Origin of the sequence: Candidatus Tisiphia endosymbiont of Nemotelus nigrinus (assembly GCF_964026475.1) — a bacterium.
Classification (GTDB): Bacteria; Pseudomonadota; Alphaproteobacteria; order Rickettsiales; family Rickettsiaceae; genus Tisiphia.
The window spans coordinates 301,860-325,712 of record NZ_OZ032151.1; the positions used below are offsets into that span (position 1 = coordinate 301,860).

General features: G+C 31.0%; 28 protein-coding genes and 2 pseudogenes. 14 read left to right on the forward strand and 16 right to left on the reverse strand.

Going from position 1 to position 23,853, the window contains the following annotated elements; genetic code table 11:
- The first annotated feature begins 109 nt into the window (after positions 1 to 109).
- The 10 genes and pseudogenes from AAGD39_RS01450 (at position 110) to AAGD39_RS01495 (ending at position 6,999) form a co-directional block, all read left to right on the forward strand.
- Positions 110 to 1,012, forward strand: a complete 903-nt coding sequence (locus AAGD39_RS01450) for a DNA adenine methylase (RefSeq protein WP_341756870.1) — start codon at positions 110 to 112, stop codon at positions 1,010 to 1,012.
- Complete coding sequence (locus AAGD39_RS01455; protein WP_341756871.1) at positions 1,005 to 1,472, forward strand: PD-(D/E)XK nuclease superfamily protein; 468 nt, start codon at positions 1,005 to 1,007, stop codon at positions 1,470 to 1,472. The genes AAGD39_RS01450 and AAGD39_RS01455 overlap by 8 nt, the downstream gene beginning before the upstream one ends.
- Before the next feature lie 99 nt (positions 1,473 to 1,571).
- Positions 1,572 to 3,239 (forward strand): energy-dependent translational throttle protein EttA, encoded by a 1,668-nt coding sequence (gene ettA / locus AAGD39_RS01460; RefSeq protein WP_341756872.1) that lies wholly within the window; start codon positions 1,572 to 1,574, stop codon positions 3,237 to 3,239.
- A 3-nt stretch (positions 3,240 to 3,242) separates the two neighbouring features.
- Positions 3,243 to 3,587, forward strand: coding sequence for a DUF2672 domain-containing protein (locus AAGD39_RS01465; protein WP_341756873.1), 345 nt, complete (start codon positions 3,243 to 3,245; stop codon positions 3,585 to 3,587).
- Positions 3,588 to 3,636: 49 nt separating this feature from the next.
- Positions 3,637 to 3,735, forward strand: coding sequence for a type II toxin-antitoxin system YoeB family toxin (locus tag AAGD39_RS01470; RefSeq protein WP_341757200.1), 99 nt, complete (start codon positions 3,637 to 3,639; stop codon positions 3,733 to 3,735).
- A gap of 48 nt (positions 3,736 to 3,783) precedes the next feature.
- Positions 3,784 to 4,548 (forward strand): bifunctional demethylmenaquinone methyltransferase/2-methoxy-6-polyprenyl-1,4-benzoquinol methylase UbiE, encoded by a 765-nt coding sequence (gene ubiE / locus AAGD39_RS01475; RefSeq protein WP_341756874.1) that lies wholly within the window; start codon positions 3,784 to 3,786, stop codon positions 4,546 to 4,548.
- Positions 4,545 to 5,930 (forward strand): 2-polyprenylphenol 6-hydroxylase, encoded by a 1,386-nt coding sequence (gene ubiB / locus AAGD39_RS01480; protein ID WP_341756875.1) that lies wholly within the window; start codon positions 4,545 to 4,547, stop codon positions 5,928 to 5,930. The genes ubiE and ubiB overlap by 4 nt, the downstream gene beginning before the upstream one ends.
- Positions 5,931 to 6,244: 314 nt before the next feature.
- Positions 6,245 to 6,340: pseudogene (locus AAGD39_RS01485) on the forward strand (IS481 family transposase); the annotation flags it as partial.
- 74 nt (positions 6,341 to 6,414) lie between these two features.
- The gene (locus AAGD39_RS01490; RefSeq protein ID WP_341756876.1) at positions 6,415 to 6,672 is read left to right on the forward strand and encodes a hypothetical protein; all 258 of its coding nucleotides are present in this window, start codon (positions 6,415 to 6,417) and stop codon (positions 6,670 to 6,672) included.
- 198 nt (positions 6,673 to 6,870) lie between these two features.
- A complete protein-coding gene (locus AAGD39_RS01495) occupies positions 6,871 to 6,999 on the forward strand; it encodes a hypothetical protein (RefSeq protein WP_341756877.1) in 129 nt (42 codons plus the stop codon).
- A gap of 4 nt (positions 7,000 to 7,003) precedes the next feature.
- Here AAGD39_RS01495 and AAGD39_RS01500 read toward each other — a convergent pair whose 3' ends face one another.
- The 10 genes from AAGD39_RS01500 to map form a co-directional block, all read right to left on the reverse strand.
- The gene (locus tag AAGD39_RS01500; RefSeq protein ID WP_341756878.1) at positions 7,004 to 8,503 is read right to left on the reverse strand and encodes an Npt1/Npt2 family nucleotide transporter; all 1,500 of its coding nucleotides are present in this window, start codon (positions 8,501 to 8,503) and stop codon (positions 7,004 to 7,006) included.
- 246 nt (positions 8,504 to 8,749) lie between these two features.
- Positions 8,750 to 9,385: a dTMP kinase gene (tmk, locus tag AAGD39_RS01505; protein ID WP_341756879.1), complete on the reverse strand. Its 636-nt coding sequence runs from the start codon at positions 9,383 to 9,385 to the stop codon at positions 8,750 to 8,752.
- Positions 9,375 to 10,406 (reverse strand): cell division protein ZapE, encoded by a 1,032-nt coding sequence (gene zapE, locus AAGD39_RS01510; RefSeq protein ID WP_341756880.1) that lies wholly within the window; start codon positions 10,404 to 10,406, stop codon positions 9,375 to 9,377. Before zapE ends, tmk begins: the two co-directional genes overlap by 11 nt.
- 287 nt (positions 10,407 to 10,693) lie before the next feature.
- On the reverse strand, positions 10,694 to 11,644 hold the full coding sequence (locus AAGD39_RS01515; RefSeq protein ID WP_341756716.1) for a transposase: 951 nt from the start codon (positions 11,642 to 11,644) through the stop codon (positions 10,694 to 10,696).
- A gap of 413 nt (positions 11,645 to 12,057) precedes the next feature.
- Positions 12,058 to 12,369 carry a DUF721 domain-containing protein gene (locus AAGD39_RS01520; RefSeq protein ID WP_341756881.1) on the reverse strand — a complete coding sequence of 104 codons (312 nt, stop codon included), beginning with the start codon at positions 12,367 to 12,369 and terminating at the stop codon, positions 12,058 to 12,060.
- Positions 12,350 to 13,369, reverse strand: coding sequence for an MraY family glycosyltransferase (locus AAGD39_RS01525; RefSeq protein WP_341756882.1), 1,020 nt, complete (start codon positions 13,367 to 13,369; stop codon positions 12,350 to 12,352). Before AAGD39_RS01525 ends, AAGD39_RS01520 begins: the two co-directional genes overlap by 20 nt.
- Positions 13,366 to 13,803, reverse strand: coding sequence for a RadC family protein (locus AAGD39_RS01530; protein WP_341756883.1), 438 nt, complete (start codon positions 13,801 to 13,803; stop codon positions 13,366 to 13,368). The genes AAGD39_RS01525 and AAGD39_RS01530 overlap by 4 nt, the downstream gene beginning before the upstream one ends.
- On the reverse strand, positions 13,791 to 14,543 hold the full coding sequence (locus AAGD39_RS01535; RefSeq protein ID WP_341756107.1) for an IS5 family transposase: 753 nt from the start codon (positions 14,541 to 14,543) through the stop codon (positions 13,791 to 13,793). The genes AAGD39_RS01530 and AAGD39_RS01535 overlap by 13 nt, the downstream gene beginning before the upstream one ends.
- A gap of 67 nt (positions 14,544 to 14,610) precedes the next feature.
- Positions 14,611 to 14,904 (reverse strand): UPF0758 domain-containing protein, encoded by a 294-nt coding sequence (locus AAGD39_RS01540; protein ID WP_341756884.1) that lies wholly within the window; start codon positions 14,902 to 14,904, stop codon positions 14,611 to 14,613.
- A complete protein-coding gene (gene map / locus AAGD39_RS01545) occupies positions 14,901 to 15,692 on the reverse strand; it encodes a type I methionyl aminopeptidase (RefSeq protein WP_341756885.1) in 792 nt (263 codons plus the stop codon). The genes AAGD39_RS01540 and map overlap by 4 nt, the downstream gene beginning before the upstream one ends.
- Before the next feature lie 74 nt (positions 15,693 to 15,766).
- On the opposite strand from map, the gene AAGD39_RS01550 reads away from it, so the two are divergent.
- On the forward strand, positions 15,767 to 15,913 hold the full coding sequence (locus tag AAGD39_RS01550; RefSeq protein ID WP_341756886.1) for a hypothetical protein: 147 nt from the start codon (positions 15,767 to 15,769) through the stop codon (positions 15,911 to 15,913).
- A gap of 56 nt (positions 15,914 to 15,969) precedes the next feature.
- On the opposite strand, the gene AAGD39_RS01555 is transcribed toward AAGD39_RS01550, so the two are convergent.
- Both AAGD39_RS01555 and AAGD39_RS01560 read right to left on the reverse strand, forming a co-directional pair.
- Complete coding sequence (locus AAGD39_RS01555) at positions 15,970 to 16,176, reverse strand: hypothetical protein (protein ID WP_341756887.1); 207 nt, start codon at positions 16,174 to 16,176, stop codon at positions 15,970 to 15,972.
- A 98-nt stretch (positions 16,177 to 16,274) separates the two neighbouring features.
- A complete protein-coding gene (locus AAGD39_RS01560) occupies positions 16,275 to 16,835 on the reverse strand; it encodes a cytochrome c oxidase assembly protein (protein WP_341756888.1) in 561 nt (186 codons plus the stop codon).
- Between the two features lie 518 nt (positions 16,836 to 17,353).
- On the opposite strand from AAGD39_RS01560, the gene rpoH reads away from it, so the two are divergent.
- Entirely contained in the window at positions 17,354 to 18,235 is an 882-nt protein-coding gene (gene rpoH / locus AAGD39_RS01565; RefSeq protein ID WP_341756889.1) for an RNA polymerase sigma factor RpoH, read from the forward strand.
- A gap of 94 nt (positions 18,236 to 18,329) precedes the next feature.
- Here rpoH and lpxB read toward each other — a convergent pair whose 3' ends face one another.
- Both lpxB and AAGD39_RS01575 read right to left on the reverse strand, forming a co-directional pair.
- Positions 18,330 to 19,502 (reverse strand): lipid-A-disaccharide synthase, encoded by a 1,173-nt coding sequence (gene lpxB, locus AAGD39_RS01570; RefSeq protein ID WP_341756890.1) that lies wholly within the window; start codon positions 19,500 to 19,502, stop codon positions 18,330 to 18,332.
- Positions 19,495 to 21,072 (reverse strand): phosphoethanolamine transferase, encoded by a 1,578-nt coding sequence (locus AAGD39_RS01575; RefSeq protein WP_341756891.1) that lies wholly within the window; start codon positions 21,070 to 21,072, stop codon positions 19,495 to 19,497. The genes lpxB and AAGD39_RS01575 overlap by 8 nt, the downstream gene beginning before the upstream one ends.
- 46 nt (positions 21,073 to 21,118) lie before the next feature.
- Between AAGD39_RS01575 and ruvX the strand changes: the two genes are divergently transcribed.
- Positions 21,119 to 21,586, forward strand: coding sequence for a Holliday junction resolvase RuvX (ruvX, locus tag AAGD39_RS01580; protein WP_341756892.1), 468 nt, complete (start codon positions 21,119 to 21,121; stop codon positions 21,584 to 21,586).
- 315 nt (positions 21,587 to 21,901) lie between these two features.
- Entirely contained in the window at positions 21,902 to 22,198 is a 297-nt protein-coding gene (locus AAGD39_RS01585; protein ID WP_341756893.1) for a helix-turn-helix domain-containing protein, read from the forward strand.
- Positions 22,199 to 22,667: 469 nt separating this feature from the next.
- Here the strand turns inward: AAGD39_RS01585 and AAGD39_RS01590 are convergent, their stop codons facing one another.
- Positions 22,668 to 23,618 carry an IS481 family transposase gene (locus AAGD39_RS01590; RefSeq protein WP_341756043.1) on the reverse strand — a complete coding sequence of 317 codons (951 nt, stop codon included), beginning with the start codon at positions 23,616 to 23,618 and terminating at the stop codon, positions 22,668 to 22,670.
- 93 nt (positions 23,619 to 23,711) lie between these two features.
- Positions 23,712 to 23,813 (reverse strand): annotated as a pseudogene (locus AAGD39_RS01595) (IS110 family transposase); the annotation flags it as partial.
- Positions 23,814 to 23,853: the final 40 nt, after the last annotated feature.

A 23,853-nucleotide genomic window follows, 5' to 3' on the forward strand; every position in this document is an offset into this window, starting at 1 on the left:
TATTTCAGATAACAACAGGTGAAAGAGGAATCAGAAAATAGGTGGTATGTTTAATAACATTCTTGTAATGTCGAAAGATATTTGGCATATGAAATTTTGGTAAATTCTTATGCAAATTGAATCAGTAAACAATTTAAGAATATCGTTTAATGAAGCTTTATCAAGGATAGGAAGAAGTGTGCTAAAAAATGATGACATAATAATTGAAAATGACGATAAAGCAAAACCATTTGTAAAATGGGTAGGTGGAAAAAGAAGTTTAATAAAAGAATTATCCTCAAGAACACCGCAAACTTATAAAAGCTATTATGAACCATTTATAGGAGGAGGAGCACTTTTGTTTGCTCTTGCCCCATTTGGTGCGACTATATCAGACGTAAACCTAGATTTAGTTATTACATATGCCGTGATTAAAAATAAACCTCAAGAATTGATAAAGCTATTGGCAAAACATAAAGCCAATCATTGTGAAGAATATTACTATAAAATCCGGAAACAATTTATTAATGATAATGACATAGAAGTTGCTGGACGTTTTATATATCTTAATAAAACCTGTTATAATGGTTTGTATAGAGTTAATAACAAAGGTGAGTTTAATGTGCCTATGGGGAAATACAAAAATCCAGCAATAGTTGATAAGACAAATATACTAGCTTGTAATAAATTATTACAAAATGTTGATATAAAATATCAGGATTTCAGTAAGATTTCTCCAAATACAGGTGATTTTGTTTATATTGATCCCCCTTATCATCCTATAAATAATACATCGTTTACTAAATATACAAAACTTGATTTTACAGAAACAGATCAGATAAAACTTTATCAAAAATGTAAAGAATTAAACGATAAAGGTATATATTTTATGCTTTCAAATTCTAATATTCAGTTTATAAAGCATCTGTATAAAGATTTTTATATAGAGATTATCGAAGCACCACGTGCTATCAATTGTAAAGCTAATGAAAGAAAAAATACAGAAGAAGTTTTGATTAGAAATTATGGATAAAATACAAGGTGGATCAATTGCAAATAAAACAGGGAATGAACTTGAGGTATTTATAAATAATCGTCTTGTTAGGGAAGGTTACATTTTTGTTCCCAAGACTAGATTTATTGCTTCACAAGTATTAGCACAACCAATCTATACTAGACAATTTAATTTAAGAGAAACTATCTATAATACCGCTTGGCAATGCGATTTTATTCTATATCATCCTATAAAACATTCTAATTGTCTTGTTATTGAATCTAAGTGGCAACAATCAGGCGGTTCTGCAGATGAAAAATACCCTTATACAATATTAAATGTTAGAAAACAAAGTGTTTATAATGTTATTATCATTATAGATGGAGATGGTTACAAAAAAGGTGCTTTACAATGGTTAAAAGATCAAGTTTATGGAAACTTAAAAGGTATTTTTAGTATGTCTGAATTTACAACTTGGGCAAATAAACAAAATATTTAGGTTGTATATATATAGCTTCCTTAAAGAGTTAAGGTTAATCTGTTCTATTAACTATTTAAAAACTACAAATATAATTACAAAAATAAAGGATTAAGGATTATGTCGTATCAATATGTTTATGTTATGAATGGTCTAAGTAAGACCATCAACGGTAAACAAATTTTAAAGGAAACGTATTTGTCTTTCTTACCAGGGGCAAAAATTGGTATTATTGGTCCAAATGGTGCTGGTAAATCTACTCTTCTAAAAATTATGGCAGCTATTGACAAAGAATATGATGGGGAAGCTTTTGTGGCTAATGGGATTAGAGTTGGCTATTTAGCTCAGGAACCCCATCTTGATCATGCTCTGAATGTTTTTGATAATATTATGGAAAGTTTAAATGATAAGAAAGCCTTAATTGACGAATTTAATGAAATAAGCAATAAATTTGCTGAAGAAATGTCAGATGATAAAATGAATGAACTTCTGGAAAAACAAGCTGATCTACAGGAAAAAATAGATAGTTGTGATGCTTGGAGCTTAGAGCGAGAAATAGAGATTGCTATGTCTGCATTAAGGTGTCCAGATAAAGATGCTGATGTTACAAAAATTTCGGGTGGTGAGAAAAGGCGAGTTGCATTGTGTAAGCTTTTGCTAGAAAAGCCTGATATGTTATTACTTGATGAACCAACAAACCATTTAGATGCTGAATCAGTCTCTTGGCTAGAAAATTATTTAAAGAATTATAAAGGTACGGTAGTAGTTATCACCCATGATCGGTATTTTCTTGATAATGTAACGGATTGGATATTAGAAGTAGATCGAGGTAGATGTGTTCCATGGCATTCTAATTACACTACTTGGCTTGAACAAAAGCAAGCAAAATTAGAAAATGAAGATAAAGAAGAAGATGATAGGAGTAAACAATTAAAACGAGAACTTGAATGGATACGTCAATCACCAAAGGCAAGACAATCAAAAAGCAAGGCTAGAATTACTGCCTACCAAGATCTGTTGATCAAACAAAAAGAACAAAGAGCAAGCGTAGCGCAAATTATTATACCAAATGGTCCACGTCTAGGGGATTTAGTTATAGAAGCAGAACATATAGCAAAGAGATACGATGATAAGGTACTGTTATCAGATTTTAGTTTTAAGGTGGTTCCAGGGGCAATTGTTGGTATTATAGGTCCAAATGGTGCTGGTAAATCCACCTTATTTAATATTATCACTGGTAAAACTAAACCAGACCACGGCTCTATTAAATTAGGACAAACTGTTAAACTTGGTTATGTTGATCAATCAAGGGATACTCTAGATGATAATAACACTGTATGGAGTGAAATTTCTTCAGGTCTTGAAGATTTACAACTTGGTTCTAGATCAATGAAAAGTCGAGCTTATTGTGCAGCTTTTAATTTTAGGGGTGGCGACCAACAAAAGAAAGTAGGACAACTTTCTGGGGGTGAACGCAACAGGGTACATATAGCCAAATTACTAAAAGAGGGAGCTAACGTTATATTACTTGATGAACCATCTAATGATCTTGATGTTGACACATTACGAGCCTTAGAAGATGCTATTTTAGATTTTGCTGGATGTGTATTAGTAATAAGCCATGATCGTTGGTTTTTAGACAGAATAGCAACACATATTATTGCTTTTGATAAAGATGGAAATGCTACGTGGTTTGAAGGAAATTACCAAGATTATCATGATTATATGATTAATTTAACAGGTGAAAATATTATTAATCCTAAATATCGTCATAAAAAATTAGTATAAAATATGTCTCTAGGAGAAATATTAGTGGTTATGTTAGTAGCAATGATAGTAACAAAACCAGAAGATATTCCTATTATTATAAAGAAAATCCAAGAATTTAAATTATACTGTTCAGCTGTTAAAAATCAGCTCCTAGCCTATATTACAAAAGACTTAAAAATCGATAATGATATTGACATTTTAGAAAATGAGGCTGAGCAATTGAATTTTTATTTAGAAAAAATCATTAATATCCAAGGATATTATGATGGTAATTATTCCTTAGACGAACTTAAAACAAAATATGACAAACTTATAAAAATAAAAAGTACTGAGTACAAAAATATGATGGAAGAGCATAAAAAGTAATAAATTTCCCTATATGTTATCATTCCTACAAAACATTAGCACACTAGGTATGGATTTTTGGTCGCAGAGAATAAATCAAAAACATAGATTAGTATATACAATTAAAAATAATACTATCTACATACTACAATGCAGGTATCATTATTAACTTTACTAAATAAATCTAATTATTTACAATATAAACTCGTAGAAATATATGGACAATAATGACAGCTCCCTTGGTCAAGTAAATTTCGGCTTCTCAAAAGTATCGTTCGAACAGAAAAGAAATTTGGTTAGAAACATTTTTTCTAGCGTTGCTAATGAATATGATATAATGAATGACCTAATGAGCTTAGGAATACATCGTTTATGGAAAAATGAATTTGTTAGACAGATACCCAATTTAAAATCAAATATATTGGATATGGCAAGTGGCACGGGTGACATAGCTTTTAGAATAATAAAGCGAGCCAAAGAACAAAATATATTAGCCCAAGTTACTTTGTGTGATATAAATTTAGATATGCTAACAGTGGCACGTAATAAAGCTATTGATAATAATATATTACAAGGATTAGAGTATGTCGTTGCCGATGCAGAAAAATTACCTTTTCCTGATAATAGTTTCGATTATTATACTATAGCATTTGGTATTAGAAATGTATCAAAAATTGATAATGTCCTAAAAGAAGCTTATCGTGTATTAAAGCCCAAGGGTAAATTTCTGTGTTTAGAATTCTCTAAAATGGAATATGAATGCCTAAAGCAATTATACCAGTTTTATTCGTTTAATATTATTCCTAAGATTGGTAAAATGGTGGCAAATAACGAACCAGCCTATCAATATTTGGTGGAAAGTATCAGTTTATTCCCAGATCAGGAGAATTTTGCAATTATGTTAAAGGATGCTGGATTTAATGATGTTAGTTATAAGAATCTTAACCTAGGTATTGCCGCTATTCATAGTGGTTATAGATGATTAGCTTATTATTGAATTTTTTGTACATATTAAGAGTGGTAAGCAAGCAGCAAATTCTGACTTATCCAGATACCGTAAAATTACCATATAGGTTAAAATTTCTTGGCTGGATGATAACTATAGTATTTTATCCGATTGGTTTATTTAAACCACCAAAAGATGATTTTGGTATGAGATTAACTGATTGTTTTAAGAAGCTAGGTCCTGTTTATATAAAATTTGGACAAAATCTTTCCACCAGACCAGATCTTATAGGAGTCAAGATTACTAACTATTTGCAATCTTTACAGGATAAGCTGCCACCTTTTAGTAGTAATATAGCACGACAGATTATTGAAGAGTCTTTTGGACAAAGTGCCGATGAGCTATTTTCCACCTTTGAGGATATACCAGTTGCAGCGGCTTCAATTTCCCAAGTACACAGAGCTAGGCTGAAATCGGGGGAATTGGTTGCAGTAAAAATATTGCGTCCCAAAATTCATCATACATATAATAAGGACATTAAACTTTTATATATTCTGGCTAGGCTAATAGCGAGAATATTTACAAAATTAAAAAGATTGCGACTAGTAGCAGTAATGGACGTATTTAACGCTAGTATGAAGTTTGAGCTTGATCTACGTTTAGAAGCAGCTGCCGCCTCAGAACAGTTCGACAATTTTCAAAATGATGTTAATATATATATTCCTAAAGTTTATTGGCAACTGACACACGAACATATAATAACCACAGAATGGGTGGATGGAATATCAATTTATGCTCAAGATAAACTTATAGAACAGGGATTAGAACCAGCTAAAATAGCTCAAAAACTTGCTATAGTGTTTTTTAATCAAGTATATAGAGATGGTTTTTTCCATGCAGATTTGCACCCTGGCAATATTCTAGTTAGGTCAGATGGTAGTATAGTATTACTAGATTTTGGTATTATGGGTAGATTGTCTGATAAAGATAGAATGGCAATTGCTGAGAGCTTATTTGGTTTTATAAGTAAAAACTATAAGTTAGTAGCACTTGTCCATCTTAGAGCTGGTTATATACATCAAAATACCGATCTTGACCTTTTTGCCCAAGCATGTAGAGCAGTAAGCGAACCGATTATAGGATATACTATTAAAAATATTTCTATAGGCAAGTTGCTTGCCCAATTATTTAAAATTACCGAAGATTTTGGTATGGAGGTACAACCACAATTGTTACTATTACAAAAAACTATAGTAGTAGTTGAGGGGGTAGGACGGCAGCTCGATCCAGAAATTAACATGTGGCAACTTATAGAACCATGGATCAAGAAGTGGGCAGCAAAAAATCTTAGCCTAGAGGCAAAACTTCTTAGGGTTTTAAAACATTTAGTAACAGAGTCCCTGCAAAAGATCATTTAATAGGCAAATGCTTTCATGTATACTGAGTTACCGCGAAGAGTTGGTAAAATGGTCAAGAATAATGGGTATCTGTTCAAGGGGTTGGCTAATATTTAGCAACAACTCTCTTTTTAGATGACCGTTCACGGTTTTTCAGTTTATCATGATTTTAGTATAAATTCTTCATAGTAAAATCTACTATTGCTTGAAAATTTTGCAATTAAAAGATATAAAAACTATAAAAATAGTACCTAGTCGCTCCGTCAAAAGTCTAGTTGTTTAGTCCCAGGGTGTAATGTTGTATATTATAAAGAATTACCATCAAGAGAGGAATTATGGGACAAATATTACACGGCTGTGCCAAAACGACAGAGGCAATACGTTTCGCAATCCAAAATAGTCAAGAGAGCTTAAAGACTTTAGCAAGAAAGAAGATTAATCTAAACTAAATTTGTATATAATTTTTTTTACAGTTTAACTACAGCTAAAAAATTGAAGGTATTAAATGCTAGAAAATAATTCAGAACAAGAAGATATATGGCGTAATGAATTAGGAGAAACATATGAAGAGCAAGAGAGTCGTTTAGATCGTGAAGAATCTGTTAGAAAACGCAATGCAATTATATTCGTTTTTCTTCCTATGATAATTGGATTTTTAACATTTACTTATTTTTTTCTTAATTCAATAGAAGAAAAGAACAAACTGATGAATCAACAACAATCAACCATCAATAATAGTCAAAAGACTAAAGAAAATAATTGAATTGTTTTATAATACTATAGGCTAATCCGATCAGCATTATACTGTCTATTAGCGAACAGTAGCATTGTTACGACGAAGCAACCCACTAGATTGTCTCCCCGTCAGAAGTCTAGAGATATAATATCTAATATGTTTAGCGAGTAAAAAAAGATAGAAAATGCTATAATATTAGCATAAACCTTATGGATTAGTTGATTTATGCCGATAGAAAATATAGAAAAATCACAAAGACAAGGACAACTTTTTGGTTATAAATTGAGTACGCCACGAAGCGTAAATAAACTAGCTGTTGGAAGAACTAAGGTGGTGGTTTATCATTTGGGATAGGTAATTAGACTATTTTCTTATATTCAAAGTATATTTTTCTTACTGAGTAAATCCATGCAACGCAAACAACGATAAATACACCCATTAAAAATGGTGAAATAGAGCTAAAAGTTGCTGTTGGTACCAAGGTAAAAATAACTGACTGTATTAATCCACTCGAAGATTTACCAACTTTCGAGCTAATGACGTCAACAGCGGCTTTACCTTTGGTTTTTAATTCCCTATCAAGAGGGATATACAACATCTCTTTAGAGGTATCCCAAAGTGAATATTTAGTACCTTTTGCTAGAATATTTTGTAAAGCCCCAATTGATACTGCTAGAGCCAATGGAGTCATAAGAATAGCACTGTCAAATAGAGATAATATTTGATGGTCAAATACGATTAAGATAAAGAACAATGTCCCCGTAACCATAACGATAACTGGTGAAATTACGGCAGCAACAAACCAGCTATGACTACGCATTATATTATTGCCTATTATAGTCATTACCATAATAGTCACTCCAGTCCAAAGAATATAAAGGCTGTTGAATTCTGCATAACTATTAACAGTGGGGTATAATTCTTTAATTTTTGCTTTCCATACTGCTTCTACCAAATTTATTGATAAACCAAAGGCAGCAGAGCAAATTAGCATTAACCATAAATATTTTGATCTTATGATATATCTAAAACTTTCCACTAAGCCAATACCATCTTTAGTCGATCTACCGGCTTTAGCCTTTGCATAAAATGTTGGATTGGTAAAAACATTTTTGCTAATAAATCTTACAAGTAAATATGATATAATAGCTGCAACTATCACGAAACTTGTTGATACTTTTACCAATATAGTTTTATTGTCCGGTACGGTAAAAAAATATTTAGCAATGGTGTTAGCAGATGATAAGTTTAACATCAAAAAGCCAACGAAGATTAAAGCAGAATTACCAAATAATGAAAAAAGAGTATAAAATCTTTTTGCTTCTTCTGTTGTAGTAAGTTCATTAGCAAACTGCCAAAACAGTAAAACATAAAAGACATTCGGCCAAAGCTCAGATAATGTATAAAATACCACATAACTCCAGTTACCAATTAAAGCTATATACCATTTTAAATGAGGATAATTCCCCATAATTTGTTCTAGCGAATTTGGGTTAATATGAAAAATATGGACATTTGGATAAATGATAAAAGCAAAAAGAATAAAGAACCCAATAAAAAAAGTAATTAAATAGCCGTAAATCTTTTCAAAACTACAATGATTAAGCATCTTAGCATAGATTATAACGAATAGAGCTGCTGCAGGTGTTACACAATAAACTTTAGTGAAACTTACTACTTCAGCACTAATCTCTGAAATTAAAATGCTATCTTTTAAAATTCTTAATATATTTTGGTTAAATAAGACACAGAACATCAAACCACACATCGGTATGAATTTTCCAAGTTCATGATTATGGATAGGCCAAAAGATAGTTCTGAATTTGCTTCTAAATGAATTTGACTTTATAATAGTCATAACAAGGATTCCCTAAGACAAAAAAAAAACTCAATATATGTATCAACTTAAAAGAATGATCTTTTAATGAGTTGAAACTATTCAAGAGCTTTTCCTTAATTGCTTAAGGTTATCGTATAATATATAAGGTTAGAAACTTATATATTATTAAGCTTACCCTGTCAAGCTATTTAGATTTATATCGTATAAAAAATCAAAAATTTTCTTCTGTCTTCTTCACTCCTCTCCTTATATTTTGGAGCTTTTTTATTTTTTATTATCTAATTTACCAAGCTTTCGTATGAGCATCACAACAATTATATCATGAATTTCGTTTGCACTAAGATCTAAGGCGTTTATTTTTACTATTCTTTCTGGAAATTTATCTGATATATACTGAAACCTATTATAAACTTTTTGATGAAATTCAATATTTTTATTTTCAAATTTATTATTATTACCTCTTGCCCACGCCCTTTCTAAAGCAATATTTGGCTCTATATCAATAAAAAAGGTAATATCAGGCATCACAGGTGATATTAGAGACTTATGAAGGTCATACACTAAATCACTGCCTACATCTTGCCCCTGATAACAAGCCGTAGAATCTATAAACCTATCACAAATAACTGAAACCCCAGAGTTTAGTTTAGGAATAATCCTTTTATGCATATGTTCATAACGTGCTGCCATGACTTGCAGTAATTCTGACATAGGTAATAAATCCTGATAAACTAAAATGTCACGCATCTTTTCAGCCGCAATAGTTCCACCCACTTCACGTGTTAAATCAGCTAGAATATTTTGTGACAGTAAATACTTATATAACATATCGCTTTGGGTGGATTTACCGCACCCTTCTCCGCCTTCAAAGGTAATGAATTTACCACTTTTAATTGACATAACTACCACTATTCATTTCATGTAACCTTGAAATAGTTCTCTTAAATTCATTACTACGCAAACCATTCTGATATATTTTTATCGGCTCATCTTGTAAGGTCATAAATAATACCACTTTATAAAAATAAGCATTATCAACAAAATTGATAAACCTAACAGCTAAGTCTGTATTATCAGAGCTTATTATACGAATATTTTCTACCATTATAACAGAAAATTTTTGACAAATATGTACATAATCAACATAACCTAATTCTCTTACAAATAACTCTTCAAAATCTGTCACTAATATTTTCTCACCAGCCATTTTAAAAGATATTTTCCGTCCGAAAACAGTAATATCTTTAGGAATAAATTGGTTATTATGATTTAACTTGCTAATAAGCTCTTGCGTCTCCAATTTATTACTTTCATTAATTGGATAGATTATGCGTCTGCTAGCCGCTTGTATAACTTTATCTAATCGATAATCATGCTCACTATCTAAGTACATGACTTCAAACCTTTGATAAATCTCTTTAATTATTGGTAGAAAATAATTTCTTTGTAAACCATCTTTATACAAATCTTCTGGTTTGGTATTACTGGTAATAAAGATAAATACCTTACATTTTATCAGTTCAAGTAGTAGCTGTCCTATGATCATCGCATCAGTTATATCTTTAATCTCAAACTCATCAATACATATTACTTCTGCTTGTTTTGCATAATTTTCTGCAATGATTTTTATAATATTACTCTTAGATTTTAATTTGCCTTGTAACCGATAAATATCTTTATGTACTGATTGCATAAAGTTCTGGTAATGCATCATTAACTTCTTAATTTGCAATATTTGAAAAAAATGTTGCATTAATATAGTTTTGCCATTACCTACATTACCATATAAATAGATACCTTGTTTTGCTAATAAACTGCTATTAAAGAATCTAAAAAAGGATTTATTCTCAATTTGTTTAGCAAAATTCTTGATTCTACTAAGCAGAAACAACTGCTTTTCATCAAATTTTAATTCAGACAATCGATTATATTCCCATTAGTTTTATTGTTATATTATGTATTTCTACCCAAATAATTTCAAGAATTACCTATGTTATGAAGGTTTCTAGACACTGTTAACAAAGCTTATTTGATTGATGAATTAATGGATTTTTTAGCGAAAATTAATAAGATTTTTGCCGGAATAGTATACCTATTTCAAAAAAATCTTATAATTTGCAGCAAAAAAGACTTTATTCACCAATTAAATAAGCTTTGTTAACAGCAATTATCTTTTATCTAAATTTTCAAAAAAATAAAAATATTTATCTAAATAACAAAACAACGTTTTTGTTGAATAAGTTTATGGCATACTTCAAGTAGTTTACGCATGCATGCAACTATAGCAACCTTTTTAGGTTTAAAATTGTTAACAAGCCTATCATATAAAGCTTTCAAATATTGAAAACCATTTTTGACACCGTTTTTACCAGCCAATACCGCCATATATAAAGCATATCGTGGTATTTTTCTGCCACCTCTAATAAATCTTCGTCCTTGCTTATTACCACTATCACGGGCATAAGGAGCTATCCCTACAATTGCTGACAATTCATTACTACTATAATTTTTATTCCCTAATTCAGGTAAAAAACTAATTAGTTTTTTAGCTACGCATTTACCAATACCAGGCACACTCTCTAATATTTTTACCTTCTCTTTCAACTCTTCTGACTCATCTATTACTTCACTTAATTTTTTATCAAGCTCAGCTATTTCATTCTGTAAAAATTTAATGAGCTTTTCTATACTCTTTTTATCAATACCATCAATACTATGATGTAGCCTCTTCTTTTCATTGCTAAGCATTAATACTAAATCTTCTCGCCTTTGCTGATATCTCTTCAAAGTATCGGATTCAACTTGATATAAATAATTAGCTGAAAGCTGCATCTTATCGCCATAATATGCTAATTTAAATGCGTCCTTCTTATCAGTTTTACACAAATTCACCGATTTACTAAATGAATTAAAGCTATATGTATTGACTTTATGTACCTGTTGTTTATTATTATACAATTTTTGGCAAATATCCGCTTCATAACCTCCAGTAGGTTCACATACTATTAGCTTAATTTCTTGTTCTTTTGTTAATTTTATCAGTTCTTCATGCCCTAACTTATCGTTGGAAAAACGATTATATATCGGTTTATTGTTAGACTCATATAAACATATATCTAACCATTTTTTACTTACATCTAGACCTATTATTTTACTCATGATATAATCTCCTTCATCTTATTGTGCAAGGCTGCTGTTTCCAGCACCTTCTGCAATTTGTTCAAAGCAAACTTTGTAAGAGGGTACTTATTCTGTTTACGACTATTTCAGTCCAGTGTCTATCAAGTCACCCTCTTACAATTACTTATATCATAATTTAAAGATATAAGTGTCTAATTGATCTATTTTTTACTGAGCATAAATATATACTATTAAAATGGTTATGTGTATATTTTAACTTTTTTATATGTTAAAATTAAAGTTTGTAAAAACTTATTTTTTACGTTAATACTACAGTTGTAAGTGTCTAGGATTACCAACCAAGAGCAAGATGCAAAAATAGTCGATTTCACAGGGCTTAAAAGTCGTTTGGAGCAAAATTCTTTGCAGGAAAAATGATGATTAATTTTTTGTCACGGTATATAAATTGTAGTTTTTATGCTATGTATAGCCTTAAAACCCAGATAAACCGAAATACGCTCAATGATTATCTGTTGATAGTATGATATTTCTAAAGCAATACTCGAATTTTCTGCTTGTACATGTAAAATATTTATTAACTGTCCTTTCTCTTTAATTTTAGCTATTTTTAGAGGAATAGTTTTGCTACTAAATTTTGATCCAACAATCTTGCTCCAATTAATCATAATTTCTGCAAGCAATGGGTGCTGCTTGCAAAAGATTCGTCTAATAATTATGTTGATGTCATGGCTGAGTGGTTTCATGGGCAAAATTAATGATTGTAACCATTACTACTAATACAGCAAGAATAGTCGATACTAAAGGAAAATACAAAGAACTGATTGATAATACCATCAGTAATATATTGCATATTATAATTCTACACACTACTTCCCTATGAGTTTTACCATTTCTAACTGCTTTTTGAAAAAAATGCTTTAAATGAGGTTGCCAAATCTTTTCCTTATTAAGTAGTCTAATTAATATGGTTAATCCTCCATCGGTCATGTAATATAAACTAGCAATAGATGAAGCAATAAATAAATCAATACTAGAAGCTGAAATAAGTATTAAACATAAACCTAGTAAAAATCCTAAACTTATACTACCTACGTCTCCTATAAATATTTTAGCGGGATGCCAGTTAAATATCAAAAAACCTATAGAACACGCCAATATGATGACGTTAAGTACAATTATAAAATTTATGTTTATTATTATATCATGCTTTAAATAACAAATTATTAATATGGTAATAGATAAATGAATAGATTCAGCTCCACTAATACCATCTATCCCATCAAGAAAATTATAAATATTTAAAAAGGTAGTCAAGTATATTATAGATAACACAAAATCAACATATAATGGTAATTCATGATGAAACAATAATGCCGGAGATAAAAATATTATAATGCCTATTGTAGAACAAATTATGTGAATAATTAGTCTTATAAATACAGGAACAGAGATAAGATCATCTAAAAATGAAATTGTAGAAATGATCAATAATAAGGGTACAATCTTAATTGAGTTTATCAGCGTTTTTGTCGTAAAATATTCATAGGTGATAAGACCAATTATTAGCACTATTACTATAGCAAGCCCTCCTCCTCTTGGTGTAATTCTATTATGTGTTCTACGTGGATTCGGTATATCTACCATTCCAAAAGATGGAAGATTGAAAATCAATAGCCAAGTAAGAAAGCTTGTTGCTATAAAAGATAACAAAAATAAAAAACTATAATTAGTAAAATCACTCATAACAACATATTAGATTTAAAACTGAAATATTCATTAGCTGCAATAATCACGTGGTCGTGAACAGATATATTCACATTAGCACAAGTTTCTACTATTTTGTGTGTTAATTTAATATCAGTATTTGAAGGTTTACTAACACCACTTGGATGATTATGTACTAATATAATTGCCCCAGCTTCATTAAATAAAGCTCTTTTAATTATTTCTCTTGGATATATTGTTGCCTGATCTATAGTGCCTTGACTTAAAACTTCATCAGCAATCAGGACATTCTTTTTATTTAAAAATAAGATACGAAACTGTTCTGTCTTCATATTACCCATCGTTGCTTTTAGATAGTCTATTAGAATACTCCAAGAACTAATGACATTCTGATTTATTACTTTTTGTTTTAGTATCCTATTAGGTTCTGTGAAGTTTTCTAACGAAGCCATATAAAAGCTCCAACAAATTGCAAAAAAGACAAGAAAGCAGTAGCAGTTTTATCAAATCTCGAAAAAATTCGTCTAAAATGTTTAATTTTACCAAAAAAACATTCGATCGAATGACGTTCTTTATAGATATGTTTATCGTACTCCCTTTGCTGTTTTCGGTTCTTTTTTGATGGAATAACAGCTATACAATTTTGCTCTTCAAGCTGCTCAATAAAAGCATTGCTATCATATGCCTTATCGGCAAGGAGCATAGTATTTTTAATATCTTTAACCAATGAGTTGGCTTGTGTAATGTCATGTCTTTGACCTGCAGTTAAAATAAACTTTAAAGGATTACCAAGAGCGTCAACTAAGGCATGGATTTTAGTAGTAAAACCTCCTTTACTACGCCCTAAAGCTTCTTGATCTTGGCTATCTTTTTTATAACCTGCTGAGCATGCATGGGCACGAACTATAGTAGCGTCAATCATTGTTGATTCCATGTCAGGATTAGCTTGTACTTGCTCAAACAAATCGGTCCATATTCCTTTATTAGACCAAGTTTTAAACCTCATATGCACTGCTCGCCATGAACCATAAACACTCGGTAACAACCGCCATTGGCATCCTGAACGTGTTATGTACCATATTGCTTCAATAAATCGTCTAAGCTTATCCTCATTTCTTGTTTTTATATCTTTTCTTTTTCTTAATATTTCAATAATTTGTTGCCATTCTCTGATTTTTATATGATAATTCATTCCGGTAGTGTTTTTGATTGTCTAAAATAGAAAATACACTACCTCTCCTTCTTTTTAATTTATTTTTTTACAAAACTTCACAGAACCTAGTCAATTCACGCATAATAACAAAATTTATGTATAAATTATCATTAGTTCCTTTAATGTTAAGCAGTTTTTCTTTATCTGTATTTACTAAATCAGCGAGACTACCAAATCGTGTTAGTAATTCCTTCGCTAATGGTTTTACATCTTTTCTAGGTATTACAGAAAATAATATCATTTCAAGTAATTCATAATCTGCAAGATTCTCTGCAGAAACAATAATACGTTGCCTTAGACGTTGTCTATGCCCAATATAATGAGGAGTATTATCTTTCATAAATCTATTTTATAAGGTGGATATGTCAAGTGTTTTGGTGACAAAGTAAAAATGTCAAAACCATCTTTAGTTACACCTAAACTATGCTCAAACTGTGCTGATAATGATTTATCACTTGTGGTGACGGTCCAATCGTCTAATTTACTAAGATGGGTGGAGTGATGTCCAGCATTTACCATTGGTTCAATAGTAAAAAACATACCTTCCTCCAATACCAAGCCAGTGCCAGCTTTACCGTAATGTAGAATATTTGGCTCTGTATGAAATATACGCCCTATTCCGTGACCAGTATAATTTCTAACAACGGAATAATTATGCTTCTCAACATAATTTTGTATAGCATTTCCAATAGTTCCTAAATGTACTCCCGGTTTCACTAGTTCAATTCCTATCATCATAGCATCATAAGTAACTTGCACTAAGCGTTTTGCTTTAATTCCAACGTCACCAACGTAATACATTCTACTAGTATCTCCATGCCATCCATCAACAATTACGGTAACATCAATGTTTATTATATCACCATTTTTAATAGGTTTGTTATTTGGAATACCATGGCATACTACATGATTAACAGAAGTACAAATTGACTTCGGGAAGCCATTATAGTTTAAAGGGGCAGGAATTGCATTATTGGATACAATAAAGTCATGACAGAGATCATTTAAATAAATGGTACTCACTCCTGGTTTTACATAATTAGTAATGAAATCTAAGGTTTTTGCAGCCAGTTTGCCTGCAATATGCATTTTCTTAAACTCTTCTAGTGTATGGATGGTTATGGTCATAAAATAATTAACTTTTTTATTAAAATTATCTATAGCTAACCCGATTAGTATTTAGCCATAGTAAATTGTTGTCATTGCGAGAAGCCACTTTGGTGGCGACGAAGCAATCCAAGAAGACGATTGGATTTGGATTGCTTCGTCGTAGCAATGCTACTCCTCGCAATGATGGCATGGACTCCGTCCCACAACTGTCGAAAGTTAGAAGAGGAAGCTGTTTTTAGGCAAGGAAATGTCATTGCGAGGAGTGCGTAAGCACGACGAAGTAATCCATATTTAATCATTTTATGGATTGCTTCGTCGACCTTCGGTCTTCTCGCAATGACGTTACCCTATTTAAAACCCCCTCTTCTAACTTTCGACAGTTGTGAACTCCATCCAAACCCATCAATGGACTTCGTCCATATATGACGTTGGGTAAAAATATTCCAGTCATTGCGAGATCACGTGAGTGTAGTGGCAATCCACATTTATTAGATTGCTTCACCGTATTCGACTCCTCGTTAATAAACGTCAATTTACTGTAACTAAATGCTAATCGGGTTAGCTATACAAATATATACTAATTTTCTACTTTTTAAATTATTATTTGAATTTCATTAAATCTTTTTCAACAACTCTTACCTTATAAAAACTATAAGATAGGGTTATTGTATCAACATCATTCATTTCTTTATCTTCCTCAAAATCAGAATCTATAAAAAATGTTACGGGCATTAACATTTTGTCTCTTGCTTTTAATAGCTGTTCTTCAAAACAAAAACAATGTACTTTAACAAAATACTTACCGGCTTTATTAGGAGTAACATTATAAACGGAAGTTCCTATTATATCATCATTACTTAAATTTTCAGACTCATAAAAAATTAGCGTATTTTGTCCTGGGATAACTGTAGCCCTTCTTTGTTTAGGAATAAATCGCCAAGGTAAATTACTATCAACATTAGAGTCAAATTCTATAGTTATCACTCTAGTTCCCTTTTTAGGAGAATATATATTAAGCTCCTGTCTTGCCGTGGTACCGCCATAACCAGTGACTTTACAAAATAAATTGTAAATTGGTATCGATGCAAAGCTTAAAAAAACCATACTAAGTGCTAAGCTAACCAAGGCTAAGGCAAATTTCCTATTAGATTTTTGTAACACTATTCTGTTCTCTTAATTAATAGCTAGACACTGTTAACAAAGCTTATTTAATTGATGAATTAATGGATTTTTCAGCGAAAATTAATAAGATTTTTGCTGGAATAGTGTACCTATTTCAAAAAAATCTTATAATTTGCAGCAAAAAAGACTTTATTCACCAACTAAATAAGCTTTGTTAACAGTGTCTAACCCGATTAGCGTTACTTCGTTATTGCGAGACCACGTGAGTGTAGTGGCAATCCACTTCTGATTACTTTCTGGATTGCTTCGTCGCTACTAAAGCAGCTCCTCGCAATGACATTGTCCTATCTAAAAACTCTTCCTATTCTAACTTTCGACAGCTGTGACTAAAGTGGCTTCTCGCAATGACACCAGTTTACTATAGCTAAATGCGAATCAAGTTAGCTATACAAATTTCAATTTTTTATAAGAAGTCTATTTAAAACATCTTAAACTTATGATATTATAAACCGATTTAATTATATTGTAAGTAAAGCAATCTATTTTAAAGGTATTATATGACTAACAAAATCAGTGTGCCAGTAATTTCTGCAGAATCAGGGTTTTATCAATATTTGCAAAAAATTAATAAAATCCCATCACTTTCACAAGAAGAGGAGTTTTTACTTGCCAAAGCCTATCTTGAACAAAATGATCTAGAAGCTGCTCATAAGTTAGTAACTAGCCACTTGAAATTAGTAGCAAAAATTGCTATTAGATATAGAAACTATGGGTTACCTCTAAATGAACTTGTATCAGAAGGAAATTTAGGTCTGATGCAAGCAGTAAAGAAATATAATCCTGATTTAGGTTTTCGCTTGTCTACTTACGCCTTGTGGTGGGTTAAAGCTTCAATCCATGAATATGTCTTAAGGTCTTGGTCTTTGGTTAAAATGGGTACTACAGCAGCACAAAAAAAGCTATTCTTTAGTCTTGGTAAAATTAAGCATAAAATTGCTAATCTATATTCTAGGGCTGTCACAGATCAGGATTTTGTTCAAATTGCTCAAGAACTTGGAGTGACAAGCAATGAAGTTAGTGAAATGAATGCTAGGTTATCTGGTCCGGATTTATCATTGAACAATTTAGTAAATAGTGATGATGATGGTGGTAGCGAATTAATTGAATTTTTACCAGAAACTCGTCCAAGTCAAGAACTAAAATTAATTAGCCAAGAGGATTCTGCTAATAAACATAGTTTGTTAACTCAAGCGATGAAGATATTGAATGATCGAGAATTACATATTCTTACTGAGCGTAAATTAACAGATTCTCCGAAAACTCTGGATATTCTTAGTATGGAATATAAAATTTCTAAGGAAAGAATTAGACAGATTGAAAACACCGCATTTGAGAAAGTGAAAAACTTTATACTTCAACAAATGCCAAAACCTGTTTAAAAGTCTATATAGCGTTCGTTGAAATTCTAGACACTTATATCTTTAAATTATGATATGAGAGCATAGGACACTGTCGGGAATAACTAAAATAATTCTATGACAGTATCCTTAAACATTCTGACTTTATAATATGGGCTGCAACAGTTGATGGAGAACCATGCCCTTTTAAACCTAATTCTATTAAGATTTTTTGGCTTTCTCTTACTTGTTCAGCTGCTTTTTTTTTATCAACTAATAGTGATGTAAGCCTTGCTGCTATATTTGATTTAGTACAGTTAAATTGAATCAATTCTGGTAATATCTCCTTATTAGCGATAATGTTAATCAAAGAAATGTAAGGTATTTTTATTAATAATTTTATTATAAAAAAACTTACGATATTTAATTTATAAGCAACAACCATTGGAATATTACAAGCAGCAATTTCTAAAGTATTAGTACCAGATTTTGCTAAAGCAAGATCAGCTGTAGCAAAAATCTTAAGTCGATCAGTTGAGAATTGGTAGTTAAATACTGCATCTGATAAAAATAATTTAATTAAAGATTGATGACTAGGATCAGCCAAGACAAATATCACTTGAAGATTAGGGAATTGACTTGTTATCAGATTAATTGCCTCTATAAAGATAGGTGCATGCCTTATTATCTCACCTTTGCGGCTACCACAAGTAACACATAGTAATTTTGCAAGAATAGGTATCTTCAATTCCCACCTTAACCGATCTTTATTTTGATTGTCATAGAAATACTGTTCTAACATTGGATGACCAATATATCGACAATCTAGTCCCACTTTTTGGAAATATGGTGGTTCAAATGGCAGTAACGCTAACAAATAATCGTAAACTTGAGCGTATTTTATAGCCCGGGAAGGCTTATACGCCCAGACTGATGGAGCGACAATATGCATGATCTTTAAGTTAGGTCGTGCTTCTCGAACCTTCTTTACCACTCTATAAGTAAAGCCTGGTGAGTCTATGGTAATTAACAAATCTGGATTATGTTGAATAATATTGTCAATAGTTTGTTTAATTAACTTAGTGAGCCTAAAAATATGTGGTATAATTTCGACGAAGCCCATAAGATTTATTTGACTAATAGGGAAAAGGCTATGCTGCAATCCAGCCTCTTGCATCTTACTGCCACCAATACCGACAAACTCTAATTTCATTTCTTCCAATTCACAGATATCTTTTAGGCTTTGCATCAAACGACTTCCTATAAAATCTCCTGATATTTCACCAGCAATTAGATAAATCTTAGTCATTTGACTTCTTACCACATAGACTTAAATTTTTGTCAATCACTGTCGAACGAATGCCAACACAATCAAGAATTGAATGAAATACATAATCATGACTAATTTCAGTACCTAAATGATTGGCTATAGAACTCACCAAGTCAGGATGTTTTTTTTTAAATTCATCCGATACCCAAACTAAGAAAGGTACTGTAGTTTGTTCTGGGATCATTGGTCCACCATGACCGTAATAACCATGTTCTCCTAAAGATTCAGCGTGATCAGAAACATACATTAGAATGGCGTTACTATTTTTTAATAAATCTATCACGTTATATAAAAAAAAATCAGTATATAAAATAGTGTTATCGTAATCATTAATTAACTCTGCAAGATCACAAGTACTTTGATCTACCATAACAGTTGAATTACACTTAGGAGTAAATTTTTGGAATTCTTGAGGATATCTAGCAGAATATTTCCAATGACTACCGCTTGTATGAATAACTAAAACATCTTTAGTAGCAGAATCTACAATATTTTTAATATAAGGTAACATTTTCTCATCATGGTCAAGCCTTTTTAACAGAACAGAACCACCAGGGAGCATGCTAAACTTAACATGATCATAAATTGTATATGGGTTTTTACTCTTTAAATATTGTACCAAACTCTGAGTGCCAATCCAGTTAGTATTAAAGTCCAGCATGGTAAAAATTGATAAAAAACTTGTATCTTCTGTGATTTTGTCTAAATCCCTAGCAGAATGGCAAGACAGAAGAGATGGAACTGAGATACATGTATGATTAGACGAAGATTGTGCTTTAAATGAAAAAAGATTGTCAACAGTACCCAAATATGGTGTAGTATCCCTAGAATAACCGTTAATACCAAAATGATCAAACCGTGCTGATTCTCCTATAACAAGTACAGCTATAATATTTTGATCAGATTGATCGGTAAAAGAAAATTTCTTACTTATATCTTCACGTATGCTGTTTTTGTTGCTACTACTATTAGAGAAATATAAATATGTATTATGTAGATATTGCATAGGAAAATAACTGTTTAGCAATTTGAATTGCGGCGTAATAATATTATTAACAGCAATTAAAAGACAAACTGCTGATAGTAATTTTGTGACAAATAGTTTACTATCTAACATTGAGAAATGTTTTATTGTATAAAGACAGCTAAACAAACTAAAAGCCAACCATATAATTAGCCTGATGCTGACTATTTCGTATACTTCATTAAAGTCAGTGGAGAAAAAACTACTTATCATTTCTTTTGTAGGAGAAATTTTAAAGAAATATAGATAATAACTAGCAATTGCCCCCGTTATAAATAAAAATATTGCCCCAATTATAAAAACAAGCCGATGGATAGTTAAACCAAAAAAAATGATAAAACAAGTAAAATAAATATACAGAAAGTCTTTACTCAACTCCAATATAGCTTTCAAAAAAGTTATCTTGTAGTAATTGAATTTATAACAAGAAACTACTGAATTAAAAAATATGAAATAAATAAGGGCAAAAACTAAAGATAGTTTTATTAGTCTACTATCTAGGTGTTTTTGAATCAGATCTGACATAATTAAACGCATACTTTGTATAAATATAAATTATAATTTAGGTATCATGATAATAACAGCATTGCAAGAATTTTTTCAGCTTCTACAAGCTAATAGACCAATTATTGCCATAGATTATGGAACGCGGAAAACAGGCATCGCTATTTCAAATCAGGAACAAACTATCGCTATGCCAATAAAAACTATTTATGAAAAAATAGAAGAAAATAAGATTAAGTCAATATTAGATTTGGTCACAACTTATTCCATTTGTGGTATAGTCATAGGTTTGCCTGTTAGTATGAATGGTCAATCTAGTGAACAAACTACAATTGTATTAGAATTCAGCACAAAACTAAGTTGTGCAACAAATCTTCCTATATATCTACAAGACGAGAGAGTTACTTCCCTTGCTGCCAATAACTTATTAAAAGCTTTAGGGGTCAAAAGACGAGAACGTAACCAAAAAGATGATTCAATTGCAGCAAGTATGATTTTAGAAACTACTTTAGACTCTATCAAGAAGCTTCAATAGGATAGTAGATGGTCAGTTACAATAATCATACCCTTTTATTTTGTAGTGAAAGTGTAATTCGACATAATGTATCAATTTAAGGAAAAAAGCTGGTTTCTAAGTGTCATTACGAGAAATTACTTTTACAAAAAATTAGAATATGCTAATTCAGAAAATTTAAATCAATGGTATAAAAAATGTAATCTAAGTTCAGTTTTTCAATATTTTATAGCAAATAATAAATTTATTAATATCAATAAAAAATTACTTGATTAAGCTAAAATGCTATATTATTATTAGTTGCAATAGATATATAAATATTAAATTATTATTACCATGAATAAATCTACTAAGTCAAAAGAAAGAATAAACCTAATTATCGGTATGCGTTTAAGAAAACGTCGTGTAATGCTGGGTATAAGCCAACAAGAATTGAGTGAAGCTATTAATCTTAGTGTAAAACAGATACAAAAATATGAGGATGCTATCACCCCAATAGCTGGAAGTATATTGTATTTTTTTGCAAAATTGTTAAATTATGAGTCTCTATTGAGTATTTTATTAATACAACTGAAACTACTGATTCATCAGATGATTACCTATTTGATACACAAGATAATAATAGGTTTATAAATAACATTATTGCTGAGGATAAGGCAGAATATTTAGTACCTTTAAAATATGATACAGATGAAGTATCATATCTTGTTAAAGTATTTACCAAAATTCAAAATCCACAGATTAGGCAAAAAATAGTTGAACTTATTAGGTCAATAATAGCATCTCAAGGTGATCAGATTTGAAGCTAACTCGACTAATATTACTCATAAGAAACCAGGGCGATTTAAAAGTCGCAATTAATGATAGAAAATTTGTTTTAGAAAATACATAAACGTCATTGCGAGGAGTCGCAAAACGGCGACGTGGCAATCCAAAAGTTGCAGCGGTAAAAAATAAAATTAGCTAACTGTTTATTTGGATCGCCACGCCACTTCATGGCTCGCGATGATAACCATTCGTTTCTGTAATTTAGCATTTTCTATCACTAGTTGTGACTTTTAAATCGCCCTCATAAGAAATAACTACATAACATGTTGATTTTCTAGGTGTTTAGTCCCAGGGAGTGGAGATTAGGGTTAATAATAAATTTATTTGGATCAGATGTCCATGTTTTTATGATAAATTCATAAGGAGTTAAACCTTTAAGAGCTTTAAGTCTTTTTGCGAAATTGTAGGCATTGATAAAATCATATAAATGTTGTTTAAGTTGCTGATGATTGTCATAATAAAAACGTTTAACAGTTGCCTCTTTAATAGTACGATTCATACGTTCTACCTGTCCATTAGTCCATGGATGATTAACTTTTGTTAGCCTGTGTTCAATATTGTATTCATAGCAAATACGATCAAAAATATGCATCCAAGCATGCTTATCTACTGTTCTGTTAGTAAATTGAATACCATTATCTGTCAAAATAGTATGAATTTTATAAGGTATAGCTTTAATTAAATTACGAAGAAATTGTGCTGTTTCTGTCTTGGTACATCTTGGTAAAAGTTCTACATACACAAACTTTGAAGTGCGATCAATAGCAACAAATAGATAGAGTTTACCTTCTTCTGTTTTGACTTCAGCAATATCTATATGGAAATAACCAATTGGATAAAGTTTAAACTTCTTCTTGGTTTTGTTATTTCCTTTTACTTCCGGTAACCTACTAACATTATGGCGTTGAAGAAGTCTATGTAAAGAAGATCTAGTAAGCTTGGGAATACTAACTTGTAAAGCATATAAGCAATCATCTAAAGATAATAAAGTGTGTTTACGAAATGCTATACACATAGCTTCTTCTTCAGAAGTTAATACTGTAGAAGATGGTTCTTTGGGACCCATACAAGTATCTTGTAATGTAGTTCGTTTCTTCCACTTAGCAACTGTTTTAGGATTAATAGAATATTTTCTTGCTAAGGTCTTTAAGCTCTCTTGACTATTTTGGATTGCGAAACGTATTGCCTCTGTCGTTTTGGCACAGCCGTGTAATATTTGTCCCATAATTCCTCTCTTGATGGTAATTCTTTATAATATACAACATTACACCCTGGGACTAAACAACTAGCACCAAACTATATAATGTACCTACCGATTTATTGGTACAAATCTTATCGTAGGACGACCCACCGATTCACACATTGCTTCTACATCTTTAAAATCATTTTTATTGCTCTTAATATACAGTTTAACAAATTGTATAAACTTAGCCCGGATATTGCATGATAGAAATGAACCA

What these genes read in the sequence shown, in the direction of transcription:
- AAGD39_RS01450 (WP_341756870.1), top strand. Translation starts at nt 110, where the DNA reads ATGCAAATTGAATCAGTAAACAATTTAAGAATATCGTTTAATGAAGCT.
- AAGD39_RS01455 (WP_341756871.1), top strand. Translation starts at nt 1,005, where the DNA reads ATGGATAAAATACAAGGTGGATCAATTGCAAATAAAACAGGGAATGAA.
- ettA (WP_341756872.1), top strand. Translation starts at nt 1,572, where the DNA reads ATGTCGTATCAATATGTTTATGTTATGAATGGTCTAAGTAAGACCATC.
- AAGD39_RS01465 (WP_341756873.1), top strand. Translation starts at nt 3,243, where the DNA reads ATGTCTCTAGGAGAAATATTAGTGGTTATGTTAGTAGCAATGATAGTA.
- AAGD39_RS01470 (WP_341757200.1), top strand. Translation starts at nt 3,637, where the DNA reads ATGGATTTTTGGTCGCAGAGAATAAATCAAAAACATAGATTAGTATAT.
- ubiE (WP_341756874.1), top strand. Translation starts at nt 3,784, where the DNA reads ATGGACAATAATGACAGCTCCCTTGGTCAAGTAAATTTCGGCTTCTCA.
- ubiB (WP_341756875.1), top strand. Translation starts at nt 4,545, where the DNA reads ATGATTAGCTTATTATTGAATTTTTTGTACATATTAAGAGTGGTAAGC.
- AAGD39_RS01490 (WP_341756876.1), top strand. Translation starts at nt 6,415, where the DNA reads ATGCTAGAAAATAATTCAGAACAAGAAGATATATGGCGTAATGAATTA.
- AAGD39_RS01495 (WP_341756877.1), top strand. Translation starts at nt 6,871, where the DNA reads ATGCCGATAGAAAATATAGAAAAATCACAAAGACAAGGACAACTTTTT.
- AAGD39_RS01500 (WP_341756878.1), bottom strand. Translation starts at nt 8,503, where the DNA reads ATGACTATTATAAAGTCAAATTCATTTAGAAGCAAATTCAGAACTATC.
- tmk (WP_341756879.1), bottom strand. Translation starts at nt 9,385, where the DNA reads ATGTCAATTAAAAGTGGTAAATTCATTACCTTTGAAGGCGGAGAAGGG.
- AAGD39_RS01515 (WP_341756716.1), bottom strand. Translation starts at nt 11,644, where the DNA reads ATGAGTAAAATAATAGGTCTAGATGTAAGTAAAAAATGGTTAGATATA.
- AAGD39_RS01520 (WP_341756881.1), bottom strand. Translation starts at nt 12,369, where the DNA reads ATGAAACCACTCAGCCATGACATCAACATAATTATTAGACGAATCTTT.
- AAGD39_RS01525 (WP_341756882.1), bottom strand. Translation starts at nt 13,369, where the DNA reads ATGAGTGATTTTACTAATTATAGTTTTTTATTTTTGTTATCTTTTATA.
- AAGD39_RS01530 (WP_341756883.1), bottom strand. Translation starts at nt 13,803, where the DNA reads ATGGCTTCGTTAGAAAACTTCACAGAACCTAATAGGATACTAAAACAA.
- AAGD39_RS01535 (WP_341756107.1), bottom strand. Translation starts at nt 14,543, where the DNA reads ATGAATTATCATATAAAAATCAGAGAATGGCAACAAATTATTGAAATA.
- AAGD39_RS01540 (WP_341756884.1), bottom strand. Translation starts at nt 14,904, where the DNA reads ATGAAAGATAATACTCCTCATTATATTGGGCATAGACAACGTCTAAGG.
- map (WP_341756885.1), bottom strand. Translation starts at nt 15,692, where the DNA reads ATGACCATAACCATCCATACACTAGAAGAGTTTAAGAAAATGCATATT.
- rpoH (WP_341756889.1), top strand. Translation starts at nt 17,354, where the DNA reads ATGACTAACAAAATCAGTGTGCCAGTAATTTCTGCAGAATCAGGGTTT.
- lpxB (WP_341756890.1), bottom strand. Translation starts at nt 19,502, where the DNA reads ATGACTAAGATTTATCTAATTGCTGGTGAAATATCAGGAGATTTTATA.
- AAGD39_RS01575 (WP_341756891.1), bottom strand. Translation starts at nt 21,072, where the DNA reads ATGTCAGATCTGATTCAAAAACACCTAGATAGTAGACTAATAAAACTA.
- ruvX (WP_341756892.1), top strand. Translation starts at nt 21,119, where the DNA reads ATGATAATAACAGCATTGCAAGAATTTTTTCAGCTTCTACAAGCTAAT.
- AAGD39_RS01585 (WP_341756893.1), top strand. Translation starts at nt 21,902, where the DNA reads ATGAATAAATCTACTAAGTCAAAAGAAAGAATAAACCTAATTATCGGT.
- AAGD39_RS01590 (WP_341756043.1), bottom strand. Translation starts at nt 23,618, where the DNA reads ATGGGACAAATATTACACGGCTGTGCCAAAACGACAGAGGCAATACGT.